This window comes from Hungatella sp. L36 (genome assembly GCF_014288035.1).
Genome location: NZ_JACOPC010000008.1, coordinates 99,641 through 118,273, shown reverse-complemented (window position 1 = coordinate 118,273; position 18,633 = coordinate 99,641). Strand labels below are relative to the sequence as shown.

The 18,633-nt window shown below is 50.4% G+C and carries 16 protein-coding genes; 13 read left to right on the top strand and 3 right to left on the bottom strand.

Features of this window, described 5'->3' with window-relative positions; genetic code table 11:
• The first annotated feature begins 167 nt into the window (after positions 1-167).
• The 6 genes from H8S80_RS19055 to rlmH all read left to right on the top strand — a co-directional run bounded on the left by H8S80_RS19055 (position 168) and on the right by rlmH (position 6,115).
• Positions 168-932, top strand: a complete 765-nt coding sequence (locus tag H8S80_RS19055; protein ID WP_117621432.1) for a helix-hairpin-helix domain-containing protein — start codon at positions 168-170, stop codon at positions 930-932.
• A gap of 20 nt (positions 933-952) precedes the next feature.
• Positions 953-1,654, top strand: a complete 702-nt coding sequence (locus tag H8S80_RS19050; protein ID WP_117621431.1) for a response regulator transcription factor — start codon at positions 953-955, stop codon at positions 1,652-1,654.
• A gap of 130 nt (positions 1,655-1,784) precedes the next feature.
• On the top strand, positions 1,785-2,276 hold the full coding sequence (locus tag H8S80_RS19045) for a GNAT family N-acetyltransferase (RefSeq protein WP_025531757.1): 492 nt from the start codon (positions 1,785-1,787) through the stop codon (positions 2,274-2,276).
• A gap of 361 nt (positions 2,277-2,637) precedes the next feature.
• Positions 2,638-4,494, top strand: a complete 1,857-nt coding sequence (locus H8S80_RS19040) for a DUF6320 domain-containing protein (protein WP_117621430.1) — start codon at positions 2,638-2,640, stop codon at positions 4,492-4,494.
• An 83-nt stretch (positions 4,495-4,577) separates the two neighbouring features.
• On the top strand, positions 4,578-5,624 hold the full coding sequence (locus H8S80_RS19035; RefSeq protein WP_117621429.1) for an alpha/beta hydrolase: 1,047 nt from the start codon (positions 4,578-4,580) through the stop codon (positions 5,622-5,624).
• A gap of 11 nt (positions 5,625-5,635) precedes the next feature.
• Complete coding sequence (gene rlmH, locus H8S80_RS19030) at positions 5,636-6,115, top strand: 23S rRNA (pseudouridine(1915)-N(3))-methyltransferase RlmH (protein WP_002601141.1); 480 nt, start codon at positions 5,636-5,638, stop codon at positions 6,113-6,115.
• 371 nt (positions 6,116-6,486) lie between these two features.
• Here the strand turns inward: rlmH and H8S80_RS19025 are convergent, their stop codons facing one another.
• Positions 6,487-7,605: a M14 family zinc carboxypeptidase gene (locus H8S80_RS19025; protein ID WP_002601140.1), complete on the bottom strand. Its 1,119-nt coding sequence runs from the start codon at positions 7,603-7,605 to the stop codon at positions 6,487-6,489.
• Positions 7,606-7,867: 262 nt separating this feature from the next.
• Between H8S80_RS19025 and H8S80_RS19020 the strand changes: the two genes are divergently transcribed.
• The 6 genes from H8S80_RS19020 (at position 7,868) to H8S80_RS19000 (ending at position 14,267) form a co-directional block, all read left to right on the top strand.
• Positions 7,868-10,096, top strand: a complete 2,229-nt coding sequence (locus H8S80_RS19020; RefSeq protein WP_147338535.1) for an ABC transporter substrate-binding protein — start codon at positions 7,868-7,870, stop codon at positions 10,094-10,096.
• Positions 10,097-10,118: 22 nt separating this feature from the next.
• Positions 10,119-10,802: a response regulator transcription factor gene (locus tag H8S80_RS19015; RefSeq protein WP_181987900.1), complete on the top strand. Its 684-nt coding sequence runs from the start codon at positions 10,119-10,121 to the stop codon at positions 10,800-10,802.
• A 17-nt stretch (positions 10,803-10,819) separates the two neighbouring features.
• Entirely contained in the window at positions 10,820-12,163 is a 1,344-nt protein-coding gene (locus H8S80_RS19010; protein ID WP_117621426.1) for a sensor histidine kinase, read from the top strand.
• On the top strand, positions 12,164-12,526 hold the full coding sequence (locus H8S80_RS34330) for a hypothetical protein (RefSeq protein WP_243007868.1): 363 nt from the start codon (positions 12,164-12,166) through the stop codon (positions 12,524-12,526).
• A 90-nt stretch (positions 12,527-12,616) separates the two neighbouring features.
• Positions 12,617-12,868 (top strand): hypothetical protein, encoded by a 252-nt coding sequence (locus H8S80_RS34325; protein ID WP_243007867.1) that lies wholly within the window; start codon positions 12,617-12,619, stop codon positions 12,866-12,868.
• Entirely contained in the window at positions 12,852-14,267 is a 1,416-nt protein-coding gene (locus H8S80_RS19000) for a hypothetical protein (protein ID WP_147338534.1), read from the top strand. The genes H8S80_RS34325 and H8S80_RS19000 overlap by 17 nt, the downstream gene beginning before the upstream one ends.
• 52 nt (positions 14,268-14,319) lie before the next feature.
• Here the strand turns inward: H8S80_RS19000 and H8S80_RS18995 are convergent, their stop codons facing one another.
• Positions 14,320-16,443 (bottom strand): PTS sugar transporter subunit IIC/EAL domain-containing protein, encoded by a 2,124-nt coding sequence (locus H8S80_RS18995; RefSeq protein WP_181987899.1) that lies wholly within the window; start codon positions 16,441-16,443, stop codon positions 14,320-14,322.
• Between the two features lie 218 nt (positions 16,444-16,661).
• Between H8S80_RS18995 and H8S80_RS18990 the strand changes: the two genes are divergently transcribed.
• On the top strand, positions 16,662-18,116 hold the full coding sequence (locus H8S80_RS18990; RefSeq protein WP_117621424.1) for a DUF362 domain-containing protein: 1,455 nt from the start codon (positions 16,662-16,664) through the stop codon (positions 18,114-18,116).
• Positions 18,117-18,137: 21 nt separating this feature from the next.
• On the opposite strand, the gene H8S80_RS18985 is transcribed toward H8S80_RS18990, so the two are convergent.
• Positions 18,138-18,362, bottom strand: a complete 225-nt coding sequence (locus tag H8S80_RS18985) for a hypothetical protein (protein ID WP_002601132.1) — start codon at positions 18,360-18,362, stop codon at positions 18,138-18,140.
• Between the last annotated feature and the right edge of the window lie 271 nt (positions 18,363-18,633).

The following is an 18,633-nucleotide window of genomic DNA, read 5'->3' as shown; positions in this document are numbered from 1 at the left end:
GATCCCGTTCCAGCCTGTGCCTCCGGAGGTCCGACGTTTTTTCGGCTGTGAACAGTAACCTTTCCCTGAAACTTGGAAATAGTGCTTGTATTTACTGGTATCTTTTTGTAGAATAGTAACATAGGCTGAAGATGGTATCCTTTCCCTGAGAAAAAAGGAGGGATATCATGAAATATAGATATCAGGCAGTAAAAATGGCTGTAATACTCATATGCGTGTTGGCTGCAGGCGTATGCTACAGCTGTGATGGAAGGCAGGACGGATGGGAATCCGGGGAACTGCCGGTTATGAATGCCCCGGGTGATGCGGGGACGAGTCGGGCGGAAGATGCGCCGGAAGGAAATGGGGAGGCGGGGGATTCTGATCCTTATGGGAACGCGAAGGAATCAGATGAGACGGAGATCCCGGTTTTAGAAGAGACGGCGGTTTCTGTCTGTTACGTACATATCTGCGGAGAAGTTGTGCTTCCGGGTGTTTATGAGATGGAAGAGGGGAGCAGGATTTTCCAGGTAGTGGAGCGCGCTGGCGGATTCACGGAGCGTGCGGCGGCGCAGTATCTGAATATGGCTCAGGTTGTCTGTGACGGTATGAAGATCGTGGTTCCGGATGGCGAATCGCTCGATGGGGCGGAACGCTACGGGCTTGATTCCGAAGGCGGGAATCATGGAGCGGGCAGCTCAGGCGCCGGTGTGATCATGCCGGAGGGGAAGACCGCGGGCGGCAGTACGGCAAAAGAAAAAGTGAAAGTGAATTTGAACACGGCCGCCAGGGAAGAGCTGATGACCTTAAAGGGGATCGGAGAAGCAAAGGCCGACGATATCATCGCTTACCGGGAGAGCCATGGCGGGTTTCAGAAGATTGAGGATATCAAGAAGATATCCGGTATCAAGGATGCGGCATTTGAAAAGATCAAAGATGACATAACAGTGTGAGTGGAAGATAGAGGTGTGACATGGCACGTATTTTAGTAGTGGATGATGAGAAACTGATTGTGAAGGGAATCCGGTTCAGTCTGGAGCAGGACAACATGGAAGTGGACTGCGCCTATGACGGAGAGGAAGCCATTAATTTAGCGAAGCAGAAGGAATATGATGTGGTGCTCCTCGATGTGATGCTGCCGAAGTTTGACGGTTATGAGGTCTGCCAGGCCATCCGGGAGTTCTCCGAGATGCCGATCATCATGCTGACGGCAAAGGGCAACGACATGGATAAGATTCTGGGGCTGGAGTACGGCGCCGATGACTATATAACGAAACCGTTTAATATTCTGGAGGTAAAGGCCAGAATCAAGGCGATTATGCGGAGAAATACGAAGAAAAGCAGACGGGAAGGCCGGGCCGAGTCCAATGTGGTGACTTCCGGTGATTTAAAGCTGGACCGCGACAGCCGCCGCGTCTTTATTGGTGAAAAAGAGATTAATTTAACAGCCAAGGAGTTCGATCTGCTGGAGCTTCTGGCCTGTAATCCGAACAAGGTCTACAGCCGGGAACAGCTGCTTACGTACGTGTGGGGCAACAAGGCCATGGATTCCGGCGATGTCAGAACCGTGGACGTCCATGTAAGGCGTCTCCGTGAGAAGATCGAGCCAAGCCCCAGCGATCCCAAATATGTTCATACGAAATGGGGCGTCGGATACTATTTCCGCGCCCAGTAAAGAAGAGATGATGGAAGAAACGATGGAAGAGGAGGATATCTGCAGGTCTGACGCCGCAGATTCCGCCTTTTCTTTCATCCGCCGGGAGGGTGTGGCGGCGGAATGTGAAGGATGAGAAGAGGTCAGAGAGATGGTATATACAATCAGAAACGTGAAAGCAGAGGATCTGGATCAGGTCACAGAGGTGGAAGCTTTATGCTTTCCGGCGGCAGAGGCCGCGACGGGAGAGTCTTTTCGGAAGCGGATCGAAACATTTCCGGAAAGCTTTCTTGTGGCAGAGAATGAGAGCGGGAAAATCATTGGCTTTATTAACGGCTGTGTAACGGATGAGAGAACCATACGGGATGAGATGTTTGAGGACAGCGGACTCCACCGGGCGGACGGGATGTATCAGAGCATTTTCGGGCTGGACGTGATTCCGGAATACCGGAGGCAGGGCGTCGCGGCCGATCTGATGAATCACTTGATTCAAACGGCGAAGGCGCGGGGAAAAAAGGGCATGATTCTGACCTGCAAGGACCGTCTGATCCACTACTATGAGAAATTCGGCTACCGCAGTCTGGGGATATCCGGGTCGGTACACGGCGGAGCCGTCTGGTATGATATGCTTCTGGAGTTTTAAAAACAGAGCCATATGTTACAGTTCACAGCCCTGTCGATCTTTGCTTCCCGGTCTGCCCCGGCTGGCTTATGCGTGGTTTCCAGTGACTTTGCAGGGGATTAGCAATTCTTAACGCGCAGGATTTTTCGTTCAGGGGAAATTCCCACCTGTCTGAGCGCAGCGAGTTTGGGAATTTTCCCTGGTTTTTAGAAAAATTCTGCACGTTTAGAAGTGCTTATCCCCGAAACTTGAACTGGAAACCACGCATAAGCCAGCCGGGGCAGACCGGGAAGCAAAGATCGACAGGTCTGTGAACTGTAACGGCTATTTACCTTTGACATTTCAGGAAAGTTTGACAGTTGGAAAGGATAGGGGTTCAACGATGAAGAAGAGTCCACAGGGGGAGAGATGGAGACGTCTTGATAATACGGCGAAGATATTTCCGGTCATTGCCAATGAACATCTGAGTAATGTATACAGGATTTCGGCAACACTAAAGGAAGAGGTGGTTCCGGGAACGCTTCAGCGTGCGCTGGAGGAGATACTGCCTCAGTTCGAAGGATTTGCGGTGAGGCTGAGACGCGGTTTTTTCTGGTACTATTTTGAATCGAATAAACGGATGCCGGTGATTGAGCGGGAAACCACGTATCCGTGCAAGTATATCGATCCGCGCACCAGCCCTTACTATCTGTTCCGGGTCAGCTACTATGAGAAACGGATCAATCTGGAGGTGTTTCACGCGGTAACGGATGGGCTGGGAGCAGTCAATTTCCTGAAGGCGCTGGTTTACCGGTACTTGGATCTGACCCGCGACGGCAGGACCGGCCATCCGGCTCCCCAGAAGATATCGTCCGATGTCTCCATGAATGTGGAGGACAGCTATGTGCGCAACTACAAAGAGGTTGCCCGCAGAAAATACAGCACCCGAAAGGCATTCCATATAAATGGAGACCTGCTGCCTCTCGATGAGGAGAGTGTACTGCATGGTTATGTAAATCTTGCGGAACTGAAAAAGGCCGGCAAGTCTTACGGCGTAAGCATCACGAAATTTCTTGCCGCTGCCCTGATCTGGGCGATTTATCTGGAGTATGAGGATGCGGGAATCGGAGACCGGTCCATCGGGATCAGCCTGCCCATCAATTTGCGTGCGTTTTTCGATTCCGAGACCATGGCCAATTTCTTCGCGGTCACGCTGCTGGAGTTTCTGGCAGACGGGAAAAAGCATGAGTTTTCCGAGGTGGTGGAGGCGGTAAGCCGCCAGATGGATGAAAATATTACGAAGGAGAAGCTGGAAGAGACGATCTCCTACAATGTTTCCAATGAAAAGAAATGGTATTTGAGAATTGCCCCGCTTTTCATGAAATGGGGTGCGCTGAATGTGATTTTCCGCAGAAACGACAGGGCTTATACCATGACACTCTCCAATATCGGCCCGATCAAAGTGGAAAAAGGGTATGAGGAGGAGATCGAGCATTTTCATCTTATGATCGGTGTCTCGAAGCGTCAGCCCATGAAGTGCGCCGTGTGTGCGTACGGCGAACATGTGGTGGTGACATTTACCTCGGTCTTTCAGGATACGAGGCTTCAGGACCGCTTTTTCGGCTTTCTGAGGGAGCTGGGAGTCTCTGTGGAGACGGAGAGCAACGGTGTGCCGGATTCCCGGGATGATAAGGCGATGTATCCGCGGATTCAGTACGATCCGAAGAAGTGGAAGGAAGTGGTCAACTCTTTTTACATTATTCTGTTCGCGGTGGCGGCCATACTGGGTATCGTCAATTACGCCACGTACTCAGGGTCCATGTGGTCAGTGATCGCCATCGGCTGCATCGTCTATGTGGCGCTGACTCTGAGGTATTCGATTATGCGCCACGCGAATCTGGCTTCTAAAATTGTGCTGCAGACCATTGCGGCGGAGGTGCTTCTGGTGATGATCGACCATTCTACGGGATACGCGGGCTGGTCGGTGAACTATGGCATTCCGAGCACACTGCTGTTTGCGGACCTTGCGGTAGTATTTTTGATTATAGTAAACCGGTTGAACTGGCAGAGTTACTTTATGTACCAGATTGCGATCACCATTTTCAGCTTTATTCCCGTCATTTTATGGGCGGCCGGACTGGTGACACGTCCCCTGATGGCGCTCATAACCGTGGTGGTCACCGTCGCGATTCTGTTTGTCACCATCAAGTGGGGGGACAGAAGCGTGAAGACGGAGTTGAAAAGGAGATTTCATCTGTAGGATGGGGTGAACCGGGTCAGGGGTAAATGGAGTAAATGGCGGAGCCATAGCGGATAGACGGCTGAAAAGAAAGGATAAAACAGATGAGAGATAAACGAGTGAGTGTTCGGGGAAATCTTGTGCGTGACATGATGCAGAACGTGATGGAGACATCCTTAAAGCAGCCGATTCAGAGCGGAGAACTGAGAAAGAATCCGGTGGAGCCGGCATGGATCTGTCCTGCCGGTTATGAGTATGAAATTGTGGAGACGGAACAGTTCCCGATGGAGTATTTACGGCCGGAAGGGATCTTTACGGGGCGTGTGATTCTGCAGCTGCACGGCGGCGGCTATATCGGTCCCATGAAGAATATATACCGGAAATTTGCGGTGCGGTACTCCAAGCTGAGCTTCGGCGGCGATGTGCTCACGATCGATTACCGGGTGGCTCCGGAGTATCCATATCCGGCTGCCTTAGAGGATGCGGTTTACGCCTACAAATGGCTGATCCAGGAAAAGGATTACGAACCGGATCATATCATCGTAGCGGGAGATTCCGCGGGCGGCGGACTCGCTTTGGCCCTGGCCATGTATCTGAGGGATAACAGGCTTCCTCTGCCGGGAGGAATTATCACCATGTCCCCCTGGGCCGATATGACCAACAGCGGCGCCAGCTACACGGATAATTACGAGACGGATCCGCTCTTTGGTAATTCCACCGACAATATGCTGTTTCATTCTTCCTATATCGGAGATGCCGATCCGAAGAATCCGTATCTGTCGCCGTTGTTCGGAGATTTTCAGGGTTTTCCGCCGGTGCTCATGCAGGTGGGAAGCTATGAGGTCCTTTTAAGTGATACGCTGGGAGTTGCGGATAAGCTGAAGCAGGCGGGCGTACGCCGCCGTTTATCCGTCTATGAGGGAATGTTCCATGTATTCCAGATGGGGATGGACTTAATTCCGGAGAGCCGGGAGGCCTGGAACGAGGTGGAGGAATTCTTAAGGATCACCTACGGAATCAGCCGGAAGCCGGACGGAAAAGTGGTAAAACGGGTGAAAACCCAGCGGAAGAAATCCGCGGCGCAGGTGGCGGGCAGAGTTCTGGAGGCGATGAAGAAAAACCTGCCGGATAGCAGGGCAGTCAAACAGTAAGAGGAAGATACATGAAGATAACGCTGGTCACAGTTGGAAAGATAAAAGAAAAATATTACACCGCCGCGATCGAGGAGTACAGCAAGCGGCTGAGCCGGTACTGTAAACTGGAGATTATCCAGGTGGCGGATGAGAAGACCCCGGACAATGCCGGGGAGGCGCTGGAAACTCAGATCAAGGAGAAAGAGGGGGACAGGATTCTGGCCAGTATCAGGGATGGCGCCTGTGTTATCGCTCTGGCGATCGAGGGAAAGATGCTGGATTCCGTGGAACTGTCAGAGAAAATCGCCTCGCTGGGCGTATCGGGAACCAGCCAGATCGTGTTCGTCATCGGCGGCTCCCTGGGGCTCTCAAAGCGGGTTCTCGACCGGGCTGATTATCTGCTGAGTTTTTCCCGGATGACATTTCCGCACCAGCTGATGCGGGTGATTCTCCTGGAACAGATATACAGAGGTTACCGGATTATGAACGGAGAACCGTATCATAAGTGACGGGGAGAGGGATGATTGCTTGTAAGAAGATGTTCCCAATGGGGGATGTCTTCTTTTTTTGCCATAAATTACAAATATTGCATTCTGCATTTAAAAATCAATGAAGATAGCATATAATGACTGTATGTAAGAATGATTCAGAATCCGCACTTAACTCAAGCTGCAGGGATATCACCTGCTGTATCAGAAAAGTTCCAACTTACCGGGATCTGCTGAATCGTCTATCGGGGCGGTGAAGGAACGTAAGCCGCTGGCGGAGGTATTATCTGTATTGGGCTTCTGAAAAACAAAATTATCAGAGGTATAGGACGGTAGTTTATGGGGAATCCCAGGCCTCTTTATTGAAATGGCCTGGGATTCTGTATGGCGGATCAGATACGCCGGACAACGTAATCGAGAACCTGCACCCAGACGCCCTTATTCTGTTTCCACACCTGAGGAAACTCTGAAAACGGAACGGGGCACGGTGTTTTTCCGACTTCCAGTGTTACGCCGGGGACTGCGCCGCTTCTCGACTGCATCCAGTCTTTGAAGCCTCCTTTGCCGTCGCTGGAATCCATGCGGTAACCGGTCATGACCGAGACGGCCTCGGCCAGCGTATTGGAGGCCATCTCCGCTCCATTACTGCTTGTGGTCCAGTAGATGACCTGGCCCTGGGAGTGGTAGCTGACTGTGATGGCCCACGGATACTGGTCTGCCAGTTTTGCCAGTGCCTGGCTCTCCGGTTCGGAGAAAGGAGCCGGGCCCTTGTAGCTCGCAGAGGAAGGCTCCGTCAGCTTTGTGGCCAGTTCATCCCAGCCGTATGGAAAATTGTAATTTAAGTCTACGCCGCCGGCGTTTGCTTTCCACTTCGTTAAGTACGTTTCGAACGAATCCGCGGTTCTTTTCAGATTCACATCCCGTGTATAGCAGTCCCTTATGACCTGTTTCAGCGCATCGGAGCGTATGGCATCGATTCCAAACTGGCTTAAGGATACGCCGTCGGGATTCGTCATGGGTACAAAATGAATGGCCACTTTCTTAAGCATATCGGCAATCGATTTATAATTATAGTGTCCCGTATCGTAAAAGGCCAGGGCATATTCCAACTGGCTCATCATCACCAGAGGCGTCATATACTCTCTGGCATGAATCGCGCCCTGCATAAGAATCTGGGACTTTGCCTCGGGATTGCCCAGGATAATATCATAGATATTCCTTCCATCCAGTGAAGTACCGATGATATTTACGGTGATTTTATCTCCGTACTTGTTTTTAAGGGACTGGATATCGGCTTCCATCTGATCGTAAGAGTACTTATCGGCCGGCTTTACAATGGGATCTGATACCTCCTGATCCAGAAAATCATTGAGGCCTACGGCTGCCTTGATCCCAGGGCCTACCGCATTGGCTTCTGAATAGGAGGGCGCTCCGTAGCTGACCATTCCCCCATATCCGACACTTCCCATAACCAGTATACCGCTTAATACGGCACAAACTATTCGCTTCATATTCGTTCGTCTCCCCTCTTCCTGTACATTTATGCAGTGTATCCAGTTTATATTTCATATGTTTCTAATCTACTACAAATAATGATTTCATTCAAATAAAGTTTTCTTACGTTTTTATGCCATTTTTCTAACTCTGCCGTACTTTTCCATATTTGAGATGATTTAGAGAAAGGAATGATACAATGACTTTCGTGAGAAATGCATTGATGAGTACCGGCAGGGAGAACATTTCTTCCCTGTGTCCGGCGGAAAGGGGTATTTAATGAGAAAGAACAGAATAAAAAGGGTGCTGCTGCAGATGACCCTTATTTTAGCGGCAGCAGCCAGTCTGTATGGGTGCAGCAGAGACGGGAAGGTCATATCTGATCCGGAAGGAGCCGCGGCAGGAACGCAGAAGAATCAGGCTTTGGGAAGGTATGCGGAGAGCGAAGTCCCTTTGCCGGAGGGAGTCACATATGATTCCGGACTCGGTTTTTTAGAAGGACCGGATGGGAGACCGGTCCTGTTTGCCAGGAAAGAAAAGAATGGAACGGCAGAATTTACCGCATACCTGCTGTCCGAGGATCTGACCTGGGAGGAAAAGGAGTGTGGATGGTTAAATCAGCTTGGTCTTAAGTATGAGAACAGCAGCATTGGTATTACCTTTGGAGAAGACCACAACATGTATGCGGTCTATTCGGAAGGGGATGACCAGGAGGTTATCAGCAGACACCATGTTGTAGCGGCCGGGGATTGGGAACATGGACAGGAACTCAATCTCCCTGTTCTGCTTGAGACTGGCGAGTATGGGTATAAGTATTACCCGCGGTCCATTACCGTATTGGAAAATGGGAACCTGTTATTCTCATCCGGAAATAACATTTACCTTTATGACGCGGCCGGACAACAGAAGCTCGCAGAGCTGCCAGGCAGCGACAGCTGTTACTTTGCCAGGGGCAGCCAGTTTTATGCCATTGACGAGGCTTCCGAAAGTCTGATATTATATGACGGAGAAGACGGCAAAGAAAAGACCAGATATCCGCTGAACTTAAATCAATACTTTGGAGTCCCGGGCATTGTCGGAGAGAATGGTGATATAAGTCTGTTGTCAGTGGAGGGAATTCAGGTCTTGAAAAATGGTTCCGGAATCTGGGAGCAGATTATAGAGGGAAAGAGCAATACCATGGGTTCCCCGAAATATTATGCCTCAGGATTCGCGGCGGGCAGTCAGGAGGATTACTTTGTCTATTACAATTCCATGGATGAAACCAATAAGCTCTCCCATTACGTTTATTACCCGGATATGCCGGTAGAGCCGGAAAAAGAGCTTACCATATTCTCACTGAGCGACAACAATACCATACGTCAGGCGGTCAGTGAGTATCAGATTGAGAATCCCAACGTGAAAGTTGATTTTCAGCCTCTCCTGGAGGAAGGGTCAGCCGCAGTCGCTGACGATTATATCCGAACCTTAAATGCCGAACTGCTTGCTGGAGAAGGACCGGATATTCTGATCTTAGACGGATTGTCAGAGGAATCTTACATCGAAAAAGGCGTTTTGGCTGATATTACAGATGAAATAGAGCGTTTGACTGCGTCCGGTGATTTTCTGGCCAATATTGCAGAGGAGTGCCGGGTGGATGGACGGATTTACTCTGTGCCGGTCAGAATCGGGCTTCCGATGACATTCGGCAGGAAAGAGGCGCTTAAGGAAGCGGGGCAGTTATCTTCCCTTGCTGATTATGTTCAGGCCCATGAGACCGGGCAGGTATTCGGGACGGTTGACAGGGAGGCGTTACTTTCTTTTTACGCAGATGCATTTTTAAATGATATCGTAAAGGAAGGCGATGTGGTCGAGGAAACGGAATTAACGGAATTTCTTACCGATATGAAGCGGATCATAGATGGAAGCGAGGTCTCAGACGGCACGAGGGAAAAACGGCCTTCCAGCATATGGGGGCTCCTGGAAAAGGGCACACATCTGTATTCAAATGTGATCAACGGTTTTTTTGAATCCGGGCAGGGAGCTTCCATTGTCGAGCAGGCCCAGGGAAAACTGGAAGCGGACGTTATCCTGATCAATGAGACGTATGTGCCGTATGGCACCATAGGAATCACGAAAGCCAGTAAGAATCAGGATCTGGCAATTGGATTTCTGCAGACAGTTCTGTCGGAAGACGTACAGTGTTCCGACTTTTACGATGGATTTGCAGTAAATCAGAATGCGCTGGAGTTTTTATGTACGGTGGAGAGAACGTCAGCGGATGCATACGGAGGAACTATCCCCGGTGCGGATGGAAGAACATACGATATGAAAATTGGCTGGCCCTCCGAGCCGCTTCGCCGCAGGATGACAGAGTTCTGCAAAACCGTGAAGCATTCCGCCGGCAGGAACTGGAAAGAGAAACAGATCCTGTTGGAATACTCAAAAGACTACTTTGACGGAACCGCCTCCCTGGAGGACGCAGCAAAGAAACTGATGACGAAGATAACCTTATACCTTCAGGAATAAAATGCAGAAAGGAGAACGCGCTGTGAGGATACTGCCGGTGGAAGATGATATGGAATTATGCCGGCTGATGGGGTTCTGGCTGGAGGAGAAGGGCTACCTGGCGGATATCTGCCAGGACAGTCAGGAAGCATTTTATTATCTGGGTATGCAGGCATACAATGTGGTGATTCTGGACCGGATGCTGCCTGGAATGGATGGAATACAGATTTTGCAGCGCATGAGACAGAAGGGGATGGCGACACCGGTTATTATGGTGACGGCTCTCGGCACCATAGAAGACAGAATCGGCGGTCTGGATGCGGGGGCAGATGATTATCTGGTTAAGCCGTTCGCACCGGAAGAGCTGTTTGCCAGAATCCGGGCACTGGAACGGCGGCCGGTACGGATGGAGTTTGAACGGCAGGTGGTATGTGGGGATGTGACCATGAATCTGTCCAGCCGGGTGTTATGGAAAGAGGATAAAAAGGTGGAGCTTTCGAAAAAGGAGATGGATCTGCTGGAATTTTTAATCAGGAACAAGGGACAGATCCTTACGAGAGAATTGCTGCTGAACCGGGTATGGGGACTTGACAGCGCGGTGGAAGAGGGGAATCTGGACAATTATATTTATTTTCTCAGAAGAAGGCTGAAACAGGTGGGGAGCAGTGTGACTATTAAAACAGTCAGGTCTGTGGGCTATTCTCTGGAAGAGCAGCCGGAGCAGTAGGGAAGAAGGGAGCGGCCATGGTAAAGCAGTTAAGGAGAAAACTGGTCGGCGCTTATGTGCTGGCTACCGGTCTTTTGCTGAGTCTTATTGTGACCGGTCTGCTTCTTTTGTCTTTAAATCAGTACGAGACGAATAATATCAGCCGGTATCAGACTGTATTTGGCAATGTGGTGGATACGATCAGGGACAGTAATAAAATCTCCCATATGTGGCTGGCTCAAAGTGAAATCAGTGAGAATATGATGATCTCTGTGTCCAGTAATTCTGTTCCGCTGTCATTTAAAGGCGCCTGGAAGCCTCTGACCGATAGGGACAGGCTGTTTGAAAAGCTGAATCATTTTGCAGAGCAGGACGGATTTTTCGAAGAAATACCGGGAAGTAAGCCGGGAGAAGTGAGAAGTCCGGTTTATTCCATATATGGGGACCAGAGGGAACACTATTACGGCAGTATCTATCTGAAAAAAGCGTATGGAACGGAACAGAAGATACTGATCCTGAAAGCACTGACAGATGAAAAGGAGGTTTACCGGAATTCCGTACTGCTGTATTTCTCGGTAAATCTGATGGGGCTGGTGATTCTGTTTTTTATCTGCCGTACCTTTGTGAACCACAGTCTGAAGCCATTGGAGACTGGCCTTAAAAGGCAGAGTGAATTTATCGCGGCGGCCTCTCACGAACTGCGGGCGCCGCTTACCGTAATACGTGCGGGGATTCATGCGGTTTCCATGGATGAGGGGAAGGCGAAGCAGTTTCTGCCCGGAATCGAGAAGGAAGGGGAACGGATGACGGTCCTGATCGATGATCTGCTGCAGCTGGCTTCGGCGGACGCGGGAACCTGGACCATGCGCGCGGAACCTCTGATGACGGATACATTTCTGATATCAAACTACGATGCCCTGGCAGAGCTGTGCAGGAAAAAGAATCAGCCGTTTGAATTAAGGCTGCAGGAGGAAGAACTGCCGGAGGTCTGCGGGGACCGCCAGCGATTGATGCAGCTTATGACGATTCTTACGGATAACGCCTCCAGCTACTCACCGGAGGGCAGTACGATCGCCGTCATTGTCCGGTCGGACGCAAAGCACGTGTTCATCGAGGTGGAGGATCATGGCTGCGGCATTTCGGAGGAAGATAAAAAAAGAGTCTTTGACCGGTTCTACCGCGCGGATAAGTCCAGAAATGACAAATCGCATTATGGGCTGGGGCTGAGCATCGCCGTAGAGCTGGTTAAGCTGCATCACGGAAAACTGACGGTGAAGGACACGGATGGGGGCGGAAGTACGTTTGTGCTGCAGCTGCCTGTCTGGGATTCGCAGAGAGATGGGGATGTGGGGAGCAGAAAAAAAGAAAAGGGGATCAGGTAAATGGACTTTGTATGTGAGAGCAGTCATTTTATTGCAGAGTATCATGAGAGCGAGAGGACCTGTGTAGAAGAGGTGCTGAATTTACTGGAAGAACGATACTCCGATATAACAGAAAAGACAGGCAGAGAGCTGAAACAGAAAACGACAGTTAAGATATGCTCGGATCGGGCGGAATTGAATCTGGCCCTTGGAATCGAGGACGCTCCTGAATGGATAAGAGGGGGAATTGCGGCGGGGAAAACAGTCATAGCGTCGCCGCTGAATCCGCCGCCGGGATCGAATTACGAACAGGTGATAAACACTGTCGTTCACGAGTTTACACACGTTCTGATAAAAGAGATAAACCCACACATCCCCAGATAGCTCGACGAGGGAATTGCCTCCTACGAGGGGAAAGACAATCATGAAGCATGGATTCGAAATACGGTCTCGGAGGGGCTAAAGAACAACCGCGTGCCGGCACTGGCCGATCTGGACACCGGGGCTGACTTCCAGGAGTTTTTTCGGCGGGACGGGTATCAGTATTCGTACACAGTGGTGGAGTATGTGACTGCAAGATATGGATACGGAAAATTGATGGAATTGGTCAGACGGCCGGAAAAGCTTGAAGAGACATTTCAAATGACGGAAGAGGAGTTTTACCGCTCATGGGCAGCGTATCTGGAAGAAAATTATGGGACGGATGCAGATGAAAGACAGAAATAGGCAAATAAAGCAGGAAGAGCAATACACCATACACGGTCCGCGAGGCTGTATATACATAGGTGCGGCAAGTATCGTTTTTGGAATCGCGATGGCCGCTTTCTGCCTGTATTCGAGAATGCACGGGAATCCGACGGCCTCCATTGGGATTATGCTTCTATTTCTGATCCTGTTTTCTGTGCCCGGAATCTACCTGATCGCCTACGGCTCCTGGTCTCTTACCGTCCATCCCGAGACGGTGGTGATCCGGCGGCTGTTTGGAACGGATCGAATCGTATCACTTAAGGCTGTGACGAGAGTGAAGTGGAGAATATCCGGCTGTGTCTTTTACGGCGCAGAGGGGAAATTGTTTACTGTATACGAGATGCCGGCAGAGTGTGAGAGGCTCTTGTGGCGGCTGATCCAGAGAGGCGTGGAGGTGATTCCGCCCATCGGTGTATACCGGATACCTGACAGTACAGAAAGGCGGATCGTGCTGCGAATCTATGAGAAGCGTGTTTCCGTACTGAATGCAGTCGGTATGGTCTTTGGACTTCTGCTGATGCTTACCGTGGAATGGCTGGAGAGCCGGAGCCTCATAACCGCATTGGGCTGTATTTCCGCCCTGAGCTTTCTGGCGGCGGCCTGCAGATGGCAGGGAAGAGTGATTCTGGAGAATCGCAGGATACAGATCAGAGGAATCGTGAAAAAACGGCAGGAGTATTCCGTGCAGGAAATAGGAGAAGTGCGTCTGGATATGACTTCCCGCTCGGGGACGCTGGTAATTACCATCTTGGGACGGGACGGTATCCTGATTTGCAGAATCACAGAGAGGGCCAAAACCGCGGGTTACAGAAATCATGGCGTCTCCTTTATAAAGGAATGCAGGAGAAATGGAATCCGTATCACCGGTTATGAGAAGTTAGATGAGAATCTCTGGAGACTGATCTCCTCAGGTATCATAGACCAGGAGGAAATTCCCCTGTTTTGCAGCGAGGAATGCCGCAGACTGGATCTGGAGTGCAGAAAATACAGCCCGAAGCTCTCTGAAAAGGGCGTGGAGATGGCCCATGGAATGGTAATGCTGACCGATGGCTTCGCTGATGTAACCGGCAGTGAGAATGGCGGCAGTTCGATATCCTTCACTCCAGGGGAAGAGGAATTTCTGGCAGAAGCTGCATATGTGATGTGCTTTTTGAAAAATGACCGGATTCTGTATGCAAAGAAGGACGAACTGCTGTTTTATCTGCAGGATGTCGTAAAGAGTGTGACCGTGGAAACTCCGGAAGGAAAGAAGAAAATCTATCTGTTTGAGCCGGTCATGTACGCGGTCGTGAAATACGTGGCTCAGTACTGCGTCAGGCAGATGGAGAAGGGGGAGTTTGACGTTTCCGATCAGTATCTGGTGGTTGACTTGAAATAAGGAATGGCCGGCATGATGATTCGCATGCCGGCCATTCCTTTTCTTCTGTGAATTATTGAGGATCAGAAGCGTCTCCTTCTTCGGGCAGCCGGGTGATATAATCCATAAAGTCCTCCAGCGGCAGCGGGCGGCTGTAATAGTAGCCCTGGTAGATGGAGCATCCAAGCTCCGATAAGACATCGCGCAGTTCCGCGGTTTCCACAAATTCGGCGACGGTACGGCAGTTTAAATTCCGGGCCATTGTGATGATTCCGGAGACAATTTCACGGGAGCGCTTATTGGTCATAAGCTGGGATACCAGATTGCCGTCTAATTTCACCTCATCGAAGGAGCCTTCCTGCAGCTGAATAAGGGAATTATGGCCCATTCCGAAGTCGTCCAGACTGAATTCCACGCCCTGGCTCCGCAAGTGCTCCATCTCGTTTTTCAAATCATCCGATATTTCCATTGCCGCCCGTTCCGTGATCTCGAAAACGGGGCGGATGTGATCGGCGGGATACTGCCGGATCAGAGTGAGAACCGTGTCGAAAAATCCATTGCTCTTGATCTGCTTGGAGGAAATATTGACGGACAGACAGACGTCTTTCTTTAAAAGCTTCGCCATGGTCTGGGCGTCCAGACAGGCGCGTTTAATCAGATAGTAGCCGAGTTCATCTAAAAATCCATTTTCATAGGCCAACCCCACCAGCACGGGCGGAGCGATAAATCCGGTGACCGGATGCTTCCAGCGCAGAAGAGCCTCCATTCCATGAAGCGTCCCGTCGCGGGATATCTGCGCCTGATAGTATAACTGAACCTGCCCCCGTTTTACGGCGTTCTGTAAATCCATGGCGAGATTTTTGGCGTAGTAATAACAAGGGTAATCGTGGCTTAAGAAGCTGGGTGGATTCCCGTGCTTCTCACCAGCGGCCATGTCTGCCTCCATCTGTCGGATCGCCTGTGTAAATTTGCCGGTCTCCAGCTTTTCACTGCGTTTGATAAACGGGATATAGATCAGCGTTCCGATCACAAGGTTGAACAGCTGCATCAAACTGCCTGCGATGGATCCGGTGGCTTTAAATCCGCTGAGCAGAACGGGAACGGTCCATTCCACGGATTGGGTCACAGCGGGTACCAGGCCGAGACGGATGGCCAGTGCGCTGGTGACTGTCAGGACGACCGGGGTGATGATAAATGGAGCCGCCATCGTCAGGTTAAAGATGATCGGGAAACCGAAAACGGCGATTTCACTGATATTAAACAGTACGGAGGGAAGCGCCACATGGGCGATCTTCCTGTTATGGCTCTGCTTCGAGGCGATGCAGAGCGCAAGGACGAAGCTTAAGGCGGTTCCGCAGCCGCCCAGGAATACGAAGGTGTCGAGAAACGTCTTGGAATAGATTTCCGTAGGGAGATTTCCAGCCGTCATCAGGGCCTGATTGATCTCCACGTTCTGCTCAAACAGCTGTCTGGAGACAGCCTCCAGCGTATTGGTGCCGTGGATTCCCATGAGCCAGAGGACGTGTGTGATAATCACATACAGAAGGATTCCAAACAAATTCCCGCTGATTCCGTCAAAGAGTTTCAGAAACAGGTAGGAACCGAAATTCGTGATATTGCTGTCACTCCATGTGATGCGGACGAAATACCCCGTAATTGTGAAAAGCAGGGTGATGGCAATGACGGGAATCAGACTCTGGATCGAAGTGTTAAACAGATAGTCTGCTCCCGTGGTGTGCAGTCTCTCGAACCGGCGTCCAAGCTTTAAGAGCCGCTGGAACAGGATACAGGACAGCAGGGTAATGCACATGGCGGTAAAGACCCACTCCGCGTTGAAGATATAGTCCGTCTGATCCTCAATTCCTCCGCAGAAGGCCAGATAGGAGCAGACAGAGACCACGGGATAGAGCAGCAGCTGGTCTGTCTCAGCCAGCTGTCCGTAGGAGATGCTGATGGTGATGGTAAGAACCAGGGCAAGGGAACCCAGACTGATCATGTAAATGGTGTTTAAAAGCTCCGCAGCAGCTCCGTCAAGCCAGGAGGCGAGAAAGATCTGATAGCTGTCAATGGGAAAATTATTGAGAAGCAGAGAAAAAGATCCCATGATCAGAAATGGGATAGCGAGTGTCAATCCATGGCGTATGGACCGTGCAAAGATTGAATTTTGAAACCGGGATATTATTTTACGAAGACTCATGGTAACTCCTCAGGCCGGAGGCTGCAATGGAATCCAGTTGCTGTAGCTGCTGTTTCCTACATTATACACGAATCAGTTTCAGAAGTCATTCCATAAATGCATCAGTTTGAAAAAAACAGATTGGATGATGCAACTTTGATGCATGCCCCCTGTAGAATCAATACTGACACAATTCGACAAAAAACGGATGTACAGCATAGAGGAAAAGGGGTACGGAAATGAAGAAATTATGGATCTATATGGCGGTGCCCATGACGCTTTTAAATGGATGCCAGATCCGCCCGGCACAGGCGGCGCCCACGGTGAATACCGTGGCGGAAAGGGAGACCGGCCAGGAACAAACGATACCAGTGGAGCAGAAAGTGCCGCAAAATCAGCAGGGGATGGCCGCGGAAACCATAAAAGAAGCCGCGTTTCACGGCTCAACCGTCACGATTGCCAAATCGCAGAAAGCAAGGGCCGCCGATATCACGGAGGAGGAAATCGAAGCGATGGTAAGGATGGCGGCCTCCGATTTGAAAACTGTCGTGAAAAATGGGCAGACTGTGGTACTGAAGCCCAATCTGGTCCAGATGATTGTGGATTCCACGGGGGAGCTGCTGGATCAGGAGGTCAACGGGATAACGGTGGACTGGCGTGTCACAAAGGCCGTGTTAAAAATGGTAAGGGAGTTAAATCCGGATGGAAAGGTCTATATCATGGAGGGATCTGCGACGGGGCCGACCAGAGAGGTGATGAATTATTTCCATTACACTCCGGATTATATGGAGGGAGTGGATGGGTTCCTCTGTCTGGAGGAAGACTGCGGGGCGTGGCAGGATTTTGACGCGCCGGAGGTGGTAAAGGTGGAGCTGCCGGACGGTCTGCTCCATAAAACGTATTATTTCAGCCGGATTCTCTATGAGGCCGACGTGGTAATCAGCATTCCCACCCTCAAGACCTCTTCCGGTGTGGTGGTCACGGGCGGAATCAAAAATGTGAGCATCGGCACGCCGCCGGGGAATCTATACGGAGTGGCCCCCGATAACCCCAGCAAGACGGCCATGGTATCCCACAAGATTACGGACGGGGAGCTGGACCGGTGGATTTACGACTATTATATGGCCAGACCGGTGAATTACGTGATCGTGGATGGCCTTCAGGGCTTTCAGAGCGGACCGGTTCCCATGTCGCACGAGCGGAAAGAGACCGATAAAATGAATATGGGCGTCATCATGGGAGGAACGGATGCAGTGGCGGTCGATACCATCTGTTCCCTGGTAACCGGATGGGACCCTGAGAGCATCGGTTATTTAAATCTGCTGCGGGAAAATACGGAAGCGGGGAAACTGGAGGCGATCCGGGTAAAGGGAGCGTACGTCGATGAACTGAGGAAGAAATTTACAATCAGGAAACCGGAGTTGGGCGGTATACAGCTGGAAGCCGGAAATGGGCCGTCACTGGAGGCGGAGGCAGGAAGGAATGGGGAGCAGTTGGAGATACAGTATAAGACTGGAGAAAATGCCTGTAAGGCGGAGATCTTCGTGGATGGGATATTTCAGTATTCCGGCGGGACGGTCGCTGATGGGGAAATTCAGCTGAATATCCCCGGACTGTCTGCCGGAACACATGAGGTGCAGATCGTCGTCTACGACCGTTTTCTGAATAAGACGGCGAAGACCATAGAAGTATAAGACTGTGAGGACCATTATGCATCAGATCAGCTCATGTATCCGGCGGATCAGATCCAGGTCCTCTTTTTTCAGTTTCAAATTGGAATTCAGTACGGTTCCATCCGGAGCCGTCACCCGGATATCGATGACCGTTCCTTCAGCCAGAGCGCGTCCGCGGACCGCTTTCATGAAGGAGGGGAATTTCGGATGGCGTACCTTAAATGAGGTCCATTCTTCTTTTAACTGCATGAGTGCTGCAAAGTTCATGGATAGGTGCTTCCTTTCTGACTGTATTGTGCTGCCCGTAAAATCGTATCACAGAAAAAAACTATGGTCAATACGTAAAACAGACTGAAAATTTTGTACCACGAAATCGTGGGTATGAAATTTAGAAACTGCAATTCCGGACCTGAAACTTCGGATTGAAATATTTCGGATTGAAATATTTATCAGAAAAAATCAGCAGAAGAGAACTTGTATTTTAATCAGGGACAGGTAATAATGATAAGAAATGGAAGTGAAGAAAATGTATTTTAAG